Origin of the sequence: Bradyrhizobium sp. SZCCHNGR1005, from assembly GCF_032489995.1 — a bacterium.
Lineage (GTDB): Bacteria > Pseudomonadota > Alphaproteobacteria > Rhizobiales > Xanthobacteraceae > Bradyrhizobium.
This window is the reverse complement of record NZ_JAUEZC010000014.1, coordinates 21,651-36,399: the sequence shown is the minus strand read 5'-3', so window position 1 is coordinate 36,399 and position 14,749 is coordinate 21,651. Positions and strand designations below refer to the sequence as shown.

Below are 14,749 nucleotides of genomic sequence, written 5' to 3'. Positions count from 1 at the left end.
CGCCTGGCCCGCGGTCTTGAGCATGACTTGAGGATGACTTGTGAGGGGACGCCTTGGGCAGGAGCCTGCGCGCGCCGGGGGGGGGGCAGGTACCAAAGCACCGGGCGCCGCAGTTAAGGTAAACGAAGGGTTTAAATTGCCCGCCGTAATTTCAGCGCGTTAACTCCGTCAGATCGGCACCACGGCCTTTCGGGCAGGGGGACGGCGGGAGAACAGTATGTTCAAGAACTGGCGGCTCAGTTCCTTCAGCGGCGCGCTGCTTGCGGCCTACTTCATCCCAGTATGGAGCATCATCGCGTTCCGGATCATGGTCGCGCCCGTTCATGGCCTGTTCGAGCGGCCCAACATCTCGGTTGCGCTGTTCGTCAGCGACTACCTGCATCTGGCCGGTGTCGGCACGGTGCGCGCAGCCTGGCTGCTGGCGCTGGCGCGGCTCACGGTCGCGGGCTTCTTTGCGATCTTCCTGATCCTGATCAGCTTGCCGGCCGCGCGCCGGACCGGAGCCGCCGACGAGACGCTTGGGATTGCGCTCGGCCTCGGCAGCGTCGTCAGCTTCTTCAGCATGATCGTGGCATCCCGGGTCGGGGAGGCCGAGGCGCTGCGGCTGCACGCGACCGAATTGATGCTGCTGCTTGGCACCGCGATCGTGATGCTGGTGGAGCAGCCGACGCAACTCCTGGCACGAACTGCAAGCGACGCGGGTGCGCCGCACGGGGCCGGACACTCGGCTGCGCCTACCGCCTGATCGCGGCTGGTCGGGCTCGCTGCGGCTTCAGATGTCGGTTGTTGCCTCGATGTCATTCAACCGGCCGATCTCCGTCATGACCCGTTCTATGACGGTCTCGACGGCCGCGGCCACTTGCGGCGTCATCGTGCGGCCTGCATCGAAGCAGCGACCCTCCACCGCATAGACGATCGTGGATATCGGGAGGCCGTCCAACTGGCGGGCGAGGGCGATCGCCTCGGCCAGACCGAAGGCATGACTCGAGGCGAGACGTGGGCGGGGCGGCATCTCGTCCTTGGCGGCATCGACACGATGGATGCGCCCGGGTGCTCCCATCGGGGCGGCGGCGTCAACGCAGATCAGCGCGTCGCAACTCGCCCAATCCGCGACAAGGCCGAGGAAATCGCCACGGCAAACGGCGAGCGCCACGCCGGGCGGCAGGCGTCCCGCCAATCGCTCCGCGACACGCACGCCAACGGCGTCATCGCCGCGGTCGATATTGCCGATGCCGAGGACGGCGATCCGCCGCTGTATAGAGGCGTTCACGATCGGTGGACCGTCAGATTCACAAAGTGCGTGGAGCAGGAAATGCAGGGATCGTAGTTGCGGATGGTCTGCTCGCAGCGAGCGCGGATGATCTCGTCCGGCTGGTCGAGCATCGAACCTGCAACGGCGGCGAGATCGGCCTCGATGCTCGGCTGATTCTGCGAGGTCGGCGGGACGATGCGCGCCCGCTCGATGCTTCCGTCCGATGCGAACTCATAGCGATGCCAGCAGATGCCGCGCGGCGCTTCGGTGCAGCCGAATCCGGTGGCCGCGCGGGGGACGAGGGGCACGGCGGCGACCGCCGGCTGCTCATAGGCTGCGATGATGCGAAGCGCTTCCTCACAGGCGAACAGGATTTCGAGCGCCCGCACCACAATGCTCTGATAAGGATTCCGGCACACCGGAGATAGGCCGACCTCCTCGGCGAGCGTCTGGACCGCCGATGGCAGGCGGTCGAAATTCAGCGCGTAGCGGGCGAGCGGGCCGACCAGATAGGCGCCACGTCGCTTCAACAGCGCATGCAGCGCGGTCGAGTGCGGAACGTGCCGCTCCTCGAACTCCGATTCGTAATCGGCGATGTCGATATCGATGTCGCGGCTGGAGACGAGCCGCCCTTCGTTGAAGGGATATTCGTCGGAGTGGCGCAGCGCCACGAATTCGTAGTCCTGCTCGTAATCCGGAAAGGGGAAGGTTGCGACCCAGCGCACCAGCTGAACGGCGATGTCGCGCGCGTTCTCCAGCCGAGCGGCGAGCGGCTGCAACTCGGCGCGGCTCGGCACGCGATGGAAGCCGCCGGGCTTGACATTGACCGGATGGATCTCGCGTCCGCCGAGCACACGCATGATCTCGTTGCCGGCCTTCTTCAGCGTGAGCGCATTGCGGACCACCTCGCCATGCTGCTGCGCCATCCGGATCGCGTCGGGAAAGCCCAGGAAGTCGGGCGCATGCAGCATCACGACATGCAGGGCATGGCTCTCGATCCATTCTCCGCAATAGATCAGCCGGCGCAAGGCGCGGAGCTGGCCCTCGACCTTGGCCCCAAACGCGTTCTCGATCGCATGGACCACGCTCATCTGATAGGCGATCGGGCAGATGCCGCAGATCCGCGCGACGATGTCGGGCGTCTCGGCGTATCCGCGCCCGCGCAGGAACGCCTCGAAGAAGCGCGGCGGCTCGAAGATGCGTAGCTGCGCCGAGGCGACTTTGCCGTCAACGATCGCGATGTCCAGCGCGCCTTCGCCCTCGACCCGGGCGAGATAGTCGACCTTGATTGACTTAGTCGGCATGGGCCTCGCTTTCCTTTCGGAACGGTTCGGCTGCGGCGTTGAAGGTCTGCAGGGCGCGGCTGACATCGCGTGCGCTGGCGCCCAGCGCGCGCCACTCGCGCGCCAAGGCCGCCATGTTGGGTGTCTCCATCGGGCCGTAGCAGCCGTAGCAGCCGCGCCGGTAGGCCGGACAGATCGCGCCACAGCCCGCATGGGTCACCGGTCCGAGGCACGGCTGGCCTTGAACCATCACGCAGACCGTGCCGCGCTGCTTGCACTCGATGCAGACGCTATGGGAGGGGATCGCGGGCTTACGTCCGGCAAGGAAGGCCGAGATCACCTCGATGAGCTGATGCTTGTTGATCGGGCAGCCATGCAGTTCGTAGTCGACGGTGACATGCGCCGAGATCGGCGTCGAAGTGGCGAGCGTGGAGATGTAGTGCGGGGAGGCATAGACCGCGGCGACGAAATCGTTCACGTCGGCGAAATTGCGCAACGCCTGGATGCCGCCGGCCGTAGCACAGGCGCCGATCGTCACCAGATGCCTGGATTGCTGTCTCACCATCATGATGCGTTCCGCGTCGTGCGCGGTGGTGATCGACCCTTCGACCAGCGAGAGATCGTAAGGGCCGTCGAGAACGGCGCTCGAAGCTTCCGGAAAATTGGCGATCTCGACCGCGCCGGCCAGTGTCAGGAGTTCGTCCTCGCAATCCAGCAGCGACAGCTGGCAACCGTCGCAGGAGGCGAATTTCCAGACCGCGAGCCGCGGGCGCCTGTCTCGGTCGATCACCTGCTCCATCTCAAATCTCCCGGACAGCGAAGATGCGTTCGATCCGGTCGAATCGCATCACGGGACCGTCCTTGCAGATGAAGGCCGGTCCGAACTGGCAGTGGCCGCAAAGGCCGATGGCGCACTTCATGTTGCGCTCCATCGACAGATAGATGCGGTCCGACGCGACGCCGGCATCGCGCAGCGCATTGGCGGTGAACCGCATCATGATCTCCGGGCCGCAGACCATCGCGACGGCGTTATGCGGGTCGAACGGAATGCGCGGGATCAGGGCAGGCACTACACCGACATGGCCGCGCCAGGTCTTGTCGGCATGATCGACGGTGACCTCGACGCTGATGTCGAGTTGCCGGCGCCATGACGCGAGCTCGTCTCGGAACAGAATATCCGCAGGGTTTCGGCAGCCGACCAGGATCGCGACGCGGCCATAACGAGCGCGATTGGCGAGCACATGGGTGATGGCCGGACGCAGCGGGGCGAGACCAAGGCCGCCGGCCACGATGAGGATGTCGGAGCCTTCCGCCTCGGTGACCGGCCACGCCGTGCCGAACGGGCCACGAACGCCAAGCGTGGCGCCGACCTCGAGCGCAGCGATCGCCTGGCTCACGGCGCCGACATCCCGCACCGTATGCATGAAGCCTGTGGTGTCCGCGCAGTCGCCGCTGATGCTGATCGCGGCTTCGCCGACGGCAAACGCATAGAGCATGTTGAACTGGCCCGGCGCGTAGCTGGGCCGAGACCCTTGGGACGGTGCGATCTGTAGCGTCACGACGTCCGGCAATTCGCGGCGGAGATGCGTGACGCGATAAAGCTGTGGCACGAAGGGATCGCTCCGGGGTGGTGCGATCGGCACGGTCATCTCAGCGCTTTCCATAGACGTTGAGGATCTGCAGCCGCGTGTCGTGGAGGCGTTGCACCAGGATGGGAGCAAAGCGCTTCATCATTTCATAGCCCAGATGATGGTCGGCATCGCATTTGCCGCGCAGGCATTTTGCGTCGATGCCGATTGCACGCACCAGCTCGACAGCGCGGGCATCGAAGGTCCACCGATAGGGCGGTAGCAGCCACGAAGCGCCGACGATCTCGCCTTCGCCGAGCGTCGACATGACGATCGGCGGCTGGCCGGGCGCAGCAATTTCCAGCGCGACCTTGCCGTGTCGGATCAGGAAAAACTCGTCTGCCGCATCGCCTTCGTGGAACAGATATTGGCCAGGGTCGAAGCGATGATTGCGGGCGCAGCCGGACACCAGCGCGATCTGGTCTGCAGGGCATCCGGCGAAGAAGGCATGTTCCTTCAGGATCTGCTCAAGTCCCACCATGCTGTTCTCCGCTGGTCGGGTTGGCGCGGATAGCGGCCGCTTCCTCGGTGATGTCGATGCCGACCGGGCACCAGGTGATGCAGCGTCCGCAGCCGACGCAGCCGGACGTGCCGAACTGGTCGATCCAGCTCGCAAGCTTGTGGGTGATCCATTGCCGATAGCGCGCGCCGCCGCTCCGCCGCACGCTGCCGCCGTGCAGATAGGAGAAATCCAGCGTGAAGCAGGAATCCCATTTGCGGACGCGCTCGGCCGTGTCACCGGTGAGATCGCTATGGTCTTCGACCGTCGTGCAGAAGCAGGTCGGACAAACCATGGTGCAGTTGCCGCAGGTGAGACATCGCTCGGCGACCGTGTCCCAGCGTGGATGGTTCGGGCTGGCTTGCAGCAGATCCTTGATGCCATCGGTGTCGAGCGTCCGGCCCATCTGGCTTCGCGTACGCGCCACCACCGCGGCCGCTGCCGCGAGATCTGCGTCATCCGCAGCGCCATGGGGCAGGCGGCCGAGCAGCGCGGCCCCCTGGTCGCTGCCGGCCTCGACTAGGAAATCGTGACGCAGTTCGTCATGCAACTCGGTCAGCGCCAGATCGAAGCCGCTCTCCACCTGCGGTCCCGTGCCCATCGAGGCGCAGAAGCACGTGCCTCCGGCCTCAGCACAATTCACCGCGACGATGAACGCGTCCTGGCGCCGCGACGTATAGCCGACGTCTGCGTAAGGGCCGGTTGAAAACACCTTGTCCTGGATGGCGATGGCGTGAATTTCGCAGGCCCTGACGCCGACGAAGGCGAATTTGCGCGGAGCCGGAGGAGGCGGTTCGATTGCAAATCCATCCTCGCCGCGGTGTGCGGTCCACAGCGTCGCGACCGGCGGATGGAGGAACCGCTTCCAGGATTGCGGCCCGACGGCAAAGCCGAACAGCGCGTCATCGGTCCGCCGCTCCAGGCGATATTTGCCGGCGTCCTGGCGGTCGGTCCACCCGGCGGGAAGTTGTGAGAGCTTGGCGATCTCGTCATAGGCGATCGCGCCATCACGCACGGTCGGCCCCAGCACGCAGTGATCCGAGGCCAGCGCGTCGATCAGCGCCTGCAGGGCATCGCGCGACATGATCGCCTTTGTTCCTTTGGCCAGCGGTGCGGACGTGGCAGACGGATCGGAGCCCGTCGCCGCCGGTTCGGTGACGCTCTGCGAGATCTCTCGATTCCGGCGATCTTCGGACATGCGGCCTCGATGGCCTTCTCAAACGGCCTTGCTCGGGTCGGCGGAGACTTAACAGTCCCGCCCGCTGTGGCCGTTGACCTTGATCAAGCCCGGCGTGCCGTCGTTGGAGGGGCAGGGCTATCGCATATGGTTGGAAATAGCTTCGAGCAGTCTTCTTTGCGGCCATCCTTCGAGACGCCCGCCGGCGGCGGGCTCCTCAGGATGATGACGTTTTCCACGGCGAAGTCGTAGACCCTCATGGTGAGGGCACGGCAAAGCCGCGCGTCTCGAACCATGAGGCCCCGCGCCTGCTTGACGCCATATGCGATAGCCCTGGTTGGAGGGGCGAATCGAAATCGCATGGAGTCAGGGCACGCGCTGGCACCATGATCGGCGGCGAAGCCGCGAGGCTTTCACGTTGGCCGTGCGCGGCTGCGGCAGACGCGACGAAGATCGATCGGCAAAGATCGATCAGCGTTGCGTCAGGAAACCCAGCACCGCGTCATTGAAGGCGAGCGTCGCCTCGATGTTCGAGATGTGCGCCGCGTCGAGGATGGTCATGCTGGCACCTGGGATCTGGCTGCGGATCGCTTCCGCCATCGTGATCGGCGTCGAGCGGTCGTAGCGGCCCGCAATCACCAGCGTCGGGCTCTTGATCTTCGGCAACGCCTCGCGCAGGTCGAGCGTCCGCAGCGCCTCGCAGGAGGCAAGATAGCCCTCGACCGGGGTGGCCAGCAGCATCGCTTTCATCCGCTGGGCGATTTCGGGATTGCGGCCGCGGAACTCCTCCGTCAGCCAGCCCGCGATCACGGTGTCGGCGACCGCGGCCAGCCCGCCTTCCTTGACGGCCTTGATGCGGGTGTCCCAGATGGTCGGGTCCGGATAATGGCAGGCGGTGTTGGCGAGCACGATCTTGCCGAGCCGCTCCGGCGCGTTGGCGCCGAGCCATTGCCCGACCATGCCGCCCATCGACAACCCGCACCAATGCACCTTCTCGATGTTGAGGTCGTCGAGGATCGCGAGCACGTCACGGCCGAATCGCTCGACCGAATAGGGGCTTGGCGGGACGCTAGATCGGCCGTGGCCGCGGCGGTCATAGCGGATCACGCGGAATACCTGCGTGAGGGCGCGCATCTGTGGCTCCCACATTTGTAGGGTACAGCCGAGCGAGTTCGACAGCATCAGGGTCGGCCCACCGTCGCGGCCCTCGACCGTGACGTTGAGGAGGCAACCGTCGGCATCGATCATCGGCATGAGGCAAGGTCCTTGTCCTGGTGTTCCGGCGCCCAAATTCGCCCCTCCCGTTCGGAGCCAATTCAGCGCGCTGCATCGGCGATTCTGCATCGCCCGCGTTCATCCGCCACTCTTTCCTTTGTGACGGCCGTGCATTAGGTGAATACCCTAAACCAAACCATCCGGGGAGCTTCCACATGGCGATGACGATGACAGGCGAGGTTCAACTGCCGGCACCGCGCGAGGCCGTGTGGGCCAAGCTCAACGATCCCGAGGTTCTCAAGGCTTGCATCCCCGGCTGCGAGGAATTGGAGAGGACCGAGGACAACGGCTTCCGCGCCACGGCCAAAATGAAGGTCGGACCGGTCTCGGCGCGCTTCAAGGGCAAGGTGACGTTGAGCGATCTCGACCCGCCCAATGGCTACAAGATCACGGGCGAAGGAGAGGGCGGCGTGGCCGGCTTCGCCAAGGGCGGTGCCACGGTCGGGCTGTCCGATAAGGACGGCGGTACGCTGCTCTCCTACAACGTCGAGGCGCAGATCGGCGGCAAGCTCGCCCAGCTCGGCCAGCGCCTGATCAACGGCGCCGCGAAGAAACTCGCCGACGAGTTTTTCGCCAATTTTGCCAAGGCCGTGCAGGGATAAATTCGACCAATCACGTCAGTTGGGCGAGGGGTCGGCGAGGTTGCCCACCGCCGATCCGGCCCATATGATGGTTTTCGACTGATTTTGCCGGGCTGTGCTGCAGTGCAATGCTGTGGCGCCGATAATAGAGAGTCCTGAATGGCCAAAATTTCCCTGATTGTGAACGGTAACCCCGTCACGGCGAATGTCGACCCGCGGACGCTGCTCGTGCAGTTCCTGCGCGAGAATCTGCGCCTGACCGGGACCCATGTCGGCTGCGACACGTCGCAATGCGGCGCCTGCGTCGTGCATCTCGACGGCAAGGCGGTGAAGTCCTGCACGACCCTCGCGGTGATGGCCGACGGCCATGAGGTCAAGACCATCGAGGGGTTGGCGCCGGATGGTGCGCCGCTGCATCCGATGCAGGAGGCATTCCGCGAAAATCACGGCCTGCAATGTGGTTTCTGCACGCCCGGCATGATCATGACTGCCGTCGACATGGTGCACCGCAAGGGCCACGATCTCAGCGAGGAAACCATCCGGGAGGAGCTGGAAGGCAATCTCTGCCGCTGCACCGGCTATCAGAACATCGTGCAATCGATCGCCGCCGGCGCCAAGGCCATGGCGAAATCCGATCTCGCATAATTCCCGCGCATTCGCGCGTCAGGACATTTCCCATGTACGAATTCAAATATCACCGTCCGGGCACCGTGCGGCAGGCGGCCAATCTTCTGGTCAAGAACGAAGACGCCAAGCTGATCGCCGGCGGCCACACGCTGCTTCCCGTGATGAAGCAGCGGCTGGCGAGTCCGCCGCATCTGGTCGACCTCTCGCATATCGAGGGGCTCAACGAGATCGAGATCAAAGGCCGCGCGCTGGTGATCGGCGCCACCGCCCGTCACGCCGAGGTTGCCAATTCCCCGACCGTCGGTGAGGCGATCCCGGCGCTGGCCCATCTCGCCGGCTTGATCGGCGATCCCGCCGTGCGCCACCGCGGCACCATCGGCGGCTCGCTCGCCAACAACGATCCGACGGCGGATTATCCCGCCGCCTGCCTCGCGCTCGGCGCCACCATCGTCACCAACAAGCGCAAGCTGAAGGCGGAAGAGTACTTCCAGGGCCTGTTCACGACCGCGCTGGAGGGCGACGAGATCATCACCAAGGTCAACTTCCCGCTGCCGAAGAAGGCGGCCTATGTGAAATTTCGCAATCAGGCCTCGCGCTACGCGCTGGTCGGCGTGTTCGTGGCGCGGCGTCCGTCGGATGTGCGGGTGGCGGTCACCGGCGCCGGAGCCGATGGCGTGTTCCGGGTCACCGCGTTCGAGGAAGCCTTGCAGAAGCGGTTCTCGCCCAAGGTGCTGGAAGGGATTCCGGTGTCGCATGAGGGCCTGAACAGCGACATCCATGGCAGTGCCGAATATCGCGCGCATCTGATCGGCGTGTTGGCGCGGCGTGCGGTGGAAGCCGCCAATGCCGAGGCCAAAGCGTCGGCAGAATCGGAGGCTCCGGCTTCGTGAGACCGGCTGTAGCGAGCAAGAGGCGGGCGGGCGCATGAGTGCAGCGGCATTGCCAGGATCTGTCGACGGGATGCTCGAGCTGCTCTCTTCGCGCGGCTATCTCGCCGAGCGCTCGCTGGCGACGGTGACCTATCTGGCGTTGCGCATGGGGCGGCCGCTGTTTCTGGAGGGCGAGGCCGGGGTCGGCAAGACCGAGATCGCCAAGGTCCTGTCGGCCGCGCTCGGGCGCAAGCTGATTCGCCTGCAATGCTATGAGGGGCTCGACGTGGCCTCGGCCGTCTATGAGTGGAATAGCGCCGCGCAGATGATCGCGATCCGGCTGGCGGAAGCCGGTGGCGATGTCGACCGCGAGCAGCTCTCTTCCGACATTTTCGCCGAGCGCTATCTGATCAAGCGGCCGTTGCTGCAGGCGCTGGAGCCGGATGTGGCGGGCGCGCCGGTGCTCCTGATCGACGAGCTCGATCGTGCCGACGAAGCGTTCGAGGCGTATCTCCTGGAGATACTGTCCGACTTCCAGGTTACGATCCCGGAGTTCGGCACCGTCAAGGCGCCGCATCCGCCGATCGTGATCATCACCTCGAACCGCACCCGCGAGATCCACGACGCGCTGAAGCGCCGCTGCCTCTATCACTGGGTCGACTATCCTTCGGCCGAGCGCGAGCTTGCGATCGTCAAGACGCGGCTGCCCGGCATCTCGCAGCGGCTGTCGCAGCAGATCGTGCGCTTCGTGCAGGCGCTGCGTAACCAGGATTTCTACAAGTCGCCGGGGGTGGCCGAGACGCTCGACTGGGCGACCGCACTGACCGAGCTGGATGCCCGCGGGCTGACGGCCGAGGTGGTCGGCGACACGATCGGGGCGCTGTTGAAGTACCAGGACGATATCGCGCGCATGCAGGGCGATGCGCTGCAAAAGGTGATCAAGGACGCGACGAGCGAGAGTTAGTTCTCCGTCATTCCGGGGCGATGCGTCAGCATCGAACCCGGAATCTCGAGGTTCCGGGTTCGCTCGTTTCACTCGCGCCCCGGAACGACGAAATGGATAGAGCTGTGCCCACGCCAATCAACCATCTCGCCCCTCCCACCGGCGCGATCGCCGACAATATCGCGGGCTTTGCCCGGGCCTTGCGCGGCGCGGGCCTGCCGGTCGGGCCGGGCGCGGTGATCGATGCGATGACGGCGCTGGAGGCGATCGACATCGGCAAGCGCGCCGACGTCTTCACCACGCTGGAATCGATCTTCGTCAAGCGCCACGAGCACGCGCTGATCTTCGCCCAGGCCTTCGAGCTGTTCTTCCGCGCCGCCGAAGAGTGGAAGTCGATGCTGGATTCGGTGCCGCTGCCGGATCACGCCAAGAAGAAGCCGAAGCCGGCGTCGCGTCGTGTCCAGGAGGCGATGGCGCAGCCGCAGATGCACGAGGAGCCGCAGACGCTGGAGCAGGACCTGCGGCTGTCGGTATCCGACCGCGAGGTGCTGCAGAAGAAGGATTTCGCGCAGATGAGCGCGGCCGAGATCGCCGAGGTGACGCGCGCGATCGAAAAGATGCGGCTGCCGCAGGCGGAGCTCAGGACGCGCCGCCACAAGCCGGATCCGAAGGGCGCGCGCATCGACATGCGCAAGACCTTGCGCGAGGCGCTGCGCACCGAGGGCGAGATCATCAACATCCAGCGGCTGGGACGGATCGAGAAGCCGGCGCCGATCGTGGCGCTGCTCGATATTTCCGGCTCCATGAGCGAATATACCCGCCTGTTCCTGCATTTCCTGCACGCCATCACCGACGCCCGCAAGCGCGTCTCGGTGTTCCTGTTCGGCACAAGGCTGACCAATGTGAGTCGCGCGCTGCGGCAGCGCGATCCGGACGAGGCGCTCGCGAGCTGCTCGGCCTCGGTCGAGGATTGGGCTGGCGGCACCCGCATTGCGACCTCGCTGCATACGTTCAACAAGCTGTGGGCGCGGCGGGTGCTCGGGCAGGGCGCCATCGTGCTGCTGATTTCCGACGGGCTGGAGCGCGAGGCCGATGACAAGCTCGCCTTCGAGATGGACCGGCTGCACCGCTCCTGCCGACGCCTGATCTGGCTGAACCCGCTGCTCCGCTACTCAGGCTTCGAGGCCAAGGCGCAGGGCATCAAATTGATGCTGCCCCACGTTGACGAATTCCGGCCCGTGCATAACTTGACCTCGATCGGGACGCTGATCTCGGCGCTATCGTCCCCGCTGTCCGCCCATCACCGCAGCGCGATCCGTCCCGCAGCCTGAATTCCGCAAGGAGGCATCATGCTCAACCGCGACGAGGATATTCTGAAGGCTGCCGAGGACTGGCAGAAGGCCGGCCATGGCGTGGCGCTCGCCACCGTGGTCGAGACCTGGGGCTCGGCGCCGCGTCCGGCCGGCTCCAGCCTGGTCATCAATGATGACGGCACGTTCCTGGGGTCGGTGTCCGGCGGCTGCGTCGAGGGCGCGGTCGTGACCGAAGCAATGGACGTGATCGAAAGCGGCCAGCCCAAGATGCTGGAGTTCGGCGTCGCCGACGAGACCGCCTGGAATGTCGGACTGTCCTGCGGTGGTACCATTCGAGTGTTCGTCGAGAAGGTCGGGTAACGATGAAGCTTGCAACCCTCTCCGAGCTGAACGCGGAGCGCGCCGCGCGGCGCCCGGTGATCCTGGTCACCGATGTCGCCACCGGCGAGCAGCGGCTCGTGAAAGCCAAGGACATTGTCGCCGATCCACTACGCGCCGAGCTCGCCGCGCAGTTGCGGATGGGCAAGAGCGGGATGATCGAGACTGGCGGCAAGAGGTTGTTTCTCAATGTCTACGCGCCGACCGCGCGGCTCGTGATCATCGGCGCCGTCCATATCAGCCAGGCGCTGGCGCCGATCGCGCGCTCGCTCGGTTACGACGTGACGGTCGTCGACCCGCGCACGGCGTTTGCCAGCCCCGAGCGCTTCCCCGACGTGCCGCTGATCGCGGAATGGCCCGACGTGGCGCTGCCGCCGCTCAACATCGATCACTACACGGCGTTCGTCGCGCTGACCCACGATCCCAAGATCGACGATCCGGCGCTGCTGCACGCCTTCTCGCGTGACTGCTTCTATATCGGTGCGCTGGGCTCGCGGAAGACGCATGGCAAGCGCGCCGAGCGGCTCCGTGCGCAGGGGGCCAGCGAGGCCGACATCTCCCGCATTCACGCGCCCATTGGACTGGCCATCGGCGCCGTATCGCCATCGGAGATCGCCGTCTCGATCATGGCCCAGATCACCGCGGCGCTGCGGCTGCCGCCCAAGGAAAAAGAAGAAGCGGCATGAAATTCGGCCCGGCCAGTCCGGCGGAGGCAGTCGGCGGGGTGACGGTGCACACCCTGCGCCAGGGCAGACTGGTGCTGAAGAAGGGCACCACGATCGGTCCGGCCGAGGTGGAGGCCCTGACCAGGGAAGGCGTCAAGGAGATCGTCGTCGTCAGGCTGGAGCCGGGCGACGTTTCCGAGGATGAAGCTGCCGCCGGCATCGCCAAGGCGGTCGCGGGCGAGGGCATTCATGTCGATCGCGCCTTCACCGGCCGCGCCAATTTGTTCGCGGCCCAGGCCGGCGTGCTGGTGATCGATCGCGATGCGGTCGACCGCATCAACGCGGTCGACGAAGCCATCACCTTCGCGACCTTGCCGGCGTTCAAGCCGGTGGTCGAAGGCGAGATGGTCGGCACCGTCAAGCTGATCCCGTTTGGGGTCGAAGGACGCTTGCGCGACGCGGCTGTCGCGGCGGCGGGCAAGGGCGCGCTCCGGATCGCGCCCTATGTCATCAAGCGCGTCGGCGTGGTCTCCACCATCCTGCCCGGCCTCTCCTCGAAGGTCATCGACAAGACCTTGCGCGTCACCGCCGAACGGCTGGCGCCTGCAGGCGCCGCCATCATTGCCGAACGCCGCGTGCCGCATGAAGGCGCGCCGCTGTCGGCCGCCATCCAGGAACTGCTCGGGCTCGGCGCCGAGCTAGTCATCGTGTTCGGGGCCTCGGCCATTGCCGACCGGCGCGACGTGATCCCGGCTGCGATCACCGGCATTGGGGGGACGGTCGAGCATTTCGGCATGCCGGTCGATCCCGGCAATCTCCTGCTGATCGGTAACGCGGCCGGCGTGCCGGTGCTCGGTGCGCCTGGCTGTGCCCGTTCGCCGGTCGAGAACGGTTTCGATTGGGTCCTGATGCGGCTGCTCGCCGGCATCAAGGTGACCCGCGCCGAGCTGATGGCGATGGGCGTCGGCGGCCTTCTGATGGAGATCGTCACCAGGCCGCAGCCCCGCGCCAAGCCGGAAACGGAGGGCGAACGCAAGGTTGCGGCCATCGTGCTCGCCGCCGGCCGCTCGACCCGGATGGGCGGGCCCAACAAGCTCTTGGCCGAACTCGAGGGCAAGAAGCTGGTGCGGATCGTGGTCGAGCAGGCGCTGGCCTCCAAGGCTTGCGAGGTGATCGTCGTCATCGGCCATCAGGCCGACCTGGTCGAGCAGGCGCTGGCAGATCTGCGTGTCCGGTTCGTGCGCAATCCCGATTTCGCTGGCGGGCTTGCGAGTTCCGTGAAGGCCGGCATCGCGGCCGTGTCCGAGAACGCCGATGGCGCGGTAGTCTGCCTCGGCGACATGCCGATGGTCTCGAGCGATATGCTCGATCGGCTGATCGGCACGTTCGAGCCGGATCGCGGCAATTTGATCGTGGTGCCGGTCGCCGACGGCCGCCGCGGCAATCCGGTCTTATGGTCGCGGCGTTTCTTCCAGGAGCTGATGACGCTGGACGGCGACGTCGGTGCGCGGCATCTGATCGCCAAGCATGCGGAGGCCGTCGCCGAAGTGCCGGTCGAGGGAGACGGCGCCTTCCTCGACATCGACACGCCGCAAGCGCTGGACGCCGCACGGCGGGGGTGAAACGGCTTTCCATCATTACGCAGGATTTCTTCACTTCGCTCGCAACGGCGGTTGTCCGTCGACGGCCGGCGTTGCACCAGGCGCTATCTTTCAACCTTCTGTTCACCAAGTTGAAACATCCTTTCCCCTAGATTTCGCCACATTGGGCCTCGGGGGAGGATCTCGGTGATCGTTTCGACCGCCGCGCGACGCTTCGCGCTATTTGCGTTTGGTATGACCGTTCTGGTGGCGGGCGCGCGCCTTGCGACCGATCATTTCATCAGTGTCGCGCACGCAGCCGGTGCCTTCGCCATGGGCCAATGCGCCGCCTATGGCCAGGCCTATGATTACCCGTCCGAGCCTTCGGCTAAAGCGGCCGCGCTCAAGCAGTGCAAGGGCGACTGCACGGCAGTGATCCTGAAGAAGGCGTGTGCGGCCTTCGCGGTCGATTTGACCAATCCCTGCGGTCCGCATGGCTATGCGGTCCGGCCGAAGATATCGACCTCGCTCAACGATGCGACGCGTGAATGCTACAAATATGGCGGCAAGGAATGCGTGATCCGCGCCTGGGTCTGCGACGGCAAGGGTTGATTTCGCAGACAGGGCTTTTCATTGTTCGGGCAGCGGCGAACCCGGACTCCTGCGACGACGACAGCGT

At 65.5% G+C, this 14,749-nt stretch carries 17 protein-coding genes; 10 read left to right on the top strand and 7 right to left on the bottom strand.

Annotation, left to right across the window (positions count from 1 at the left end):
• Positions 1 to 217 precede the first annotated feature (217 nt).
• A complete protein-coding gene (locus tag QXZ85_RS32205; RefSeq protein WP_315706006.1) occupies positions 218 to 745 on the top strand; it encodes a hypothetical protein in 528 nt (175 codons plus the stop codon).
• A 27-nt stretch (positions 746 to 772) separates the two neighbouring features.
• Here QXZ85_RS32205 and QXZ85_RS32200 read toward each other — a convergent pair whose 3' ends face one another.
• From QXZ85_RS32200 to pcaD, 7 genes are all read right to left on the bottom strand, one after another.
• The gene (locus QXZ85_RS32200) at positions 773 to 1,270 is read right to left on the bottom strand and encodes a hydrogenase maturation protease (protein WP_315706005.1); all 498 of its coding nucleotides are present in this window, start codon (positions 1,268 to 1,270) and stop codon (positions 773 to 775) included.
• The gene (locus QXZ85_RS32195; RefSeq protein WP_315706004.1) at positions 1,267 to 2,556 is read right to left on the bottom strand and encodes a Ni/Fe hydrogenase subunit alpha; all 1,290 of its coding nucleotides are present in this window, start codon (positions 2,554 to 2,556) and stop codon (positions 1,267 to 1,269) included. The genes QXZ85_RS32200 and QXZ85_RS32195 overlap by 4 nt, the downstream gene beginning before the upstream one ends.
• Positions 2,546 to 3,334, bottom strand: a complete 789-nt coding sequence (locus tag QXZ85_RS32190) for an oxidoreductase (RefSeq protein WP_315706003.1) — start codon at positions 3,332 to 3,334, stop codon at positions 2,546 to 2,548. Before QXZ85_RS32190 ends, QXZ85_RS32195 begins: the two co-directional genes overlap by 11 nt.
• A gap of 1 nt (position 3,335) precedes the next feature.
• The gene (locus tag QXZ85_RS32185) at positions 3,336 to 4,184 is read right to left on the bottom strand and encodes an FAD/NAD(P)-binding protein (RefSeq protein ID WP_315706002.1); all 849 of its coding nucleotides are present in this window, start codon (positions 4,182 to 4,184) and stop codon (positions 3,336 to 3,338) included.
• A 1-nt stretch (position 4,185) separates the two neighbouring features.
• Positions 4,186 to 4,644, bottom strand: a complete 459-nt coding sequence (locus QXZ85_RS32180) for a cyclic nucleotide-binding domain-containing protein (RefSeq protein ID WP_315706001.1) — start codon at positions 4,642 to 4,644, stop codon at positions 4,186 to 4,188.
• Positions 4,631 to 5,860, bottom strand: a complete 1,230-nt coding sequence (locus QXZ85_RS32175) for a 4Fe-4S dicluster domain-containing protein (RefSeq protein WP_315741417.1) — start codon at positions 5,858 to 5,860, stop codon at positions 4,631 to 4,633. Before QXZ85_RS32175 ends, QXZ85_RS32180 begins: the two co-directional genes overlap by 14 nt.
• A gap of 450 nt (positions 5,861 to 6,310) precedes the next feature.
• Positions 6,311 to 7,093: a 3-oxoadipate enol-lactonase gene (gene pcaD / locus QXZ85_RS32170; RefSeq protein WP_315705999.1), complete on the bottom strand. Its 783-nt coding sequence runs from the start codon at positions 7,091 to 7,093 to the stop codon at positions 6,311 to 6,313.
• Positions 7,094 to 7,269: 176 nt separating this feature from the next.
• Here pcaD and QXZ85_RS32165 point away from each other — a divergent pair, with 176 nt between their 5' ends.
• The 9 genes from QXZ85_RS32165 to QXZ85_RS32125 all read left to right on the top strand — a co-directional run bounded on the left by QXZ85_RS32165 (position 7,270) and on the right by QXZ85_RS32125 (position 14,682).
• Complete coding sequence (locus tag QXZ85_RS32165) at positions 7,270 to 7,716, top strand: carbon monoxide dehydrogenase subunit G (RefSeq protein WP_315705998.1); 447 nt, start codon at positions 7,270 to 7,272, stop codon at positions 7,714 to 7,716.
• 138 nt (positions 7,717 to 7,854) lie between these two features.
• Positions 7,855 to 8,340 carry a (2Fe-2S)-binding protein gene (locus QXZ85_RS32160; RefSeq protein ID WP_315705997.1) on the top strand — a complete coding sequence of 162 codons (486 nt, stop codon included), beginning with the start codon at positions 7,855 to 7,857 and terminating at the stop codon, positions 8,338 to 8,340.
• Between the two features lie 32 nt (positions 8,341 to 8,372).
• On the top strand, positions 8,373 to 9,212 hold the full coding sequence (locus QXZ85_RS32155) for a xanthine dehydrogenase family protein subunit M (RefSeq protein ID WP_315768666.1): 840 nt from the start codon (positions 8,373 to 8,375) through the stop codon (positions 9,210 to 9,212).
• Between the two features lie 34 nt (positions 9,213 to 9,246).
• The gene (locus tag QXZ85_RS32150; RefSeq protein WP_315768665.1) at positions 9,247 to 10,155 is read left to right on the top strand and encodes a MoxR family ATPase; all 909 of its coding nucleotides are present in this window, start codon (positions 9,247 to 9,249) and stop codon (positions 10,153 to 10,155) included.
• A 92-nt stretch (positions 10,156 to 10,247) separates the two neighbouring features.
• The gene (locus QXZ85_RS32145; RefSeq protein WP_315705994.1) at positions 10,248 to 11,465 is read left to right on the top strand and encodes a VWA domain-containing protein; all 1,218 of its coding nucleotides are present in this window, start codon (positions 10,248 to 10,250) and stop codon (positions 11,463 to 11,465) included.
• Positions 11,466 to 11,483: 18 nt separating this feature from the next.
• Entirely contained in the window at positions 11,484 to 11,807 is a 324-nt protein-coding gene (locus QXZ85_RS32140; RefSeq protein ID WP_315705993.1) for an XdhC family protein, read from the top strand.
• Positions 11,808 to 11,809: 2 nt separating this feature from the next.
• Positions 11,810 to 12,511, top strand: coding sequence for an XdhC family protein (locus QXZ85_RS32135; RefSeq protein ID WP_315705992.1), 702 nt, complete (start codon positions 11,810 to 11,812; stop codon positions 12,509 to 12,511).
• Positions 12,508 to 14,112 carry a molybdopterin-binding/glycosyltransferase family 2 protein gene (locus QXZ85_RS32130; protein ID WP_315705991.1) on the top strand — a complete coding sequence of 535 codons (1,605 nt, stop codon included), beginning with the start codon at positions 12,508 to 12,510 and terminating at the stop codon, positions 14,110 to 14,112. The genes QXZ85_RS32135 and QXZ85_RS32130 overlap by 4 nt, the downstream gene beginning before the upstream one ends.
• Before the next feature lie 213 nt (positions 14,113 to 14,325).
• On the top strand, positions 14,326 to 14,682 hold the full coding sequence (locus tag QXZ85_RS32125) for a DUF4189 domain-containing protein (protein WP_315706336.1): 357 nt from the start codon (positions 14,326 to 14,328) through the stop codon (positions 14,680 to 14,682).
• Positions 14,683 to 14,749 lie beyond the last annotated feature (67 nt).

Excerpts from the sequence above, each read along its gene's own strand:
- QXZ85_RS32130 (WP_315705991.1), top strand. The coding sequence starts at position 12,508 with ATGAAATTCGGCCCGGCCAGTCCGGCGGAGGCAGTCGGCGGGGTGACG.
- QXZ85_RS32205 (WP_315706006.1), top strand. The coding sequence starts at position 218 with ATGTTCAAGAACTGGCGGCTCAGTTCCTTCAGCGGCGCGCTGCTTGCG.
- QXZ85_RS32135 (WP_315705992.1), top strand. The coding sequence starts at position 11,810 with ATGAAGCTTGCAACCCTCTCCGAGCTGAACGCGGAGCGCGCCGCGCGG.
- pcaD (WP_315705999.1), bottom strand. The coding sequence starts at position 7,093 with ATGCCGATGATCGATGCCGACGGTTGCCTCCTCAACGTCACGGTCGAG.
- QXZ85_RS32185 (WP_315706002.1), bottom strand. The coding sequence starts at position 4,184 with ATGACCGTGCCGATCGCACCACCCCGGAGCGATCCCTTCGTGCCACAG.
- QXZ85_RS32190 (WP_315706003.1), bottom strand. The coding sequence starts at position 3,334 with ATGGAGCAGGTGATCGACCGAGACAGGCGCCCGCGGCTCGCGGTCTGG.
- QXZ85_RS32125 (WP_315706336.1), top strand. The coding sequence starts at position 14,326 with ATGACCGTTCTGGTGGCGGGCGCGCGCCTTGCGACCGATCATTTCATC.
- QXZ85_RS32165 (WP_315705998.1), top strand. The coding sequence starts at position 7,270 with ATGGCGATGACGATGACAGGCGAGGTTCAACTGCCGGCACCGCGCGAG.
- QXZ85_RS32180 (WP_315706001.1), bottom strand. The coding sequence starts at position 4,644 with ATGGTGGGACTTGAGCAGATCCTGAAGGAACATGCCTTCTTCGCCGGA.
- QXZ85_RS32175 (WP_315741417.1), bottom strand. The coding sequence starts at position 5,860 with ATGTCCGAAGATCGCCGGAATCGAGAGATCTCGCAGAGCGTCACCGAA.
- QXZ85_RS32160 (WP_315705997.1), top strand. The coding sequence starts at position 7,855 with ATGGCCAAAATTTCCCTGATTGTGAACGGTAACCCCGTCACGGCGAAT.
- QXZ85_RS32145 (WP_315705994.1), top strand. The coding sequence starts at position 10,248 with ATGGATAGAGCTGTGCCCACGCCAATCAACCATCTCGCCCCTCCCACC.
- QXZ85_RS32155 (WP_315768666.1), top strand. The coding sequence starts at position 8,373 with ATGTACGAATTCAAATATCACCGTCCGGGCACCGTGCGGCAGGCGGCC.
- QXZ85_RS32140 (WP_315705993.1), top strand. The coding sequence starts at position 11,484 with ATGCTCAACCGCGACGAGGATATTCTGAAGGCTGCCGAGGACTGGCAG.
- QXZ85_RS32150 (WP_315768665.1), top strand. The coding sequence starts at position 9,247 with ATGAGTGCAGCGGCATTGCCAGGATCTGTCGACGGGATGCTCGAGCTG.
- QXZ85_RS32195 (WP_315706004.1), bottom strand. The coding sequence starts at position 2,556 with ATGCCGACTAAGTCAATCAAGGTCGACTATCTCGCCCGGGTCGAGGGC.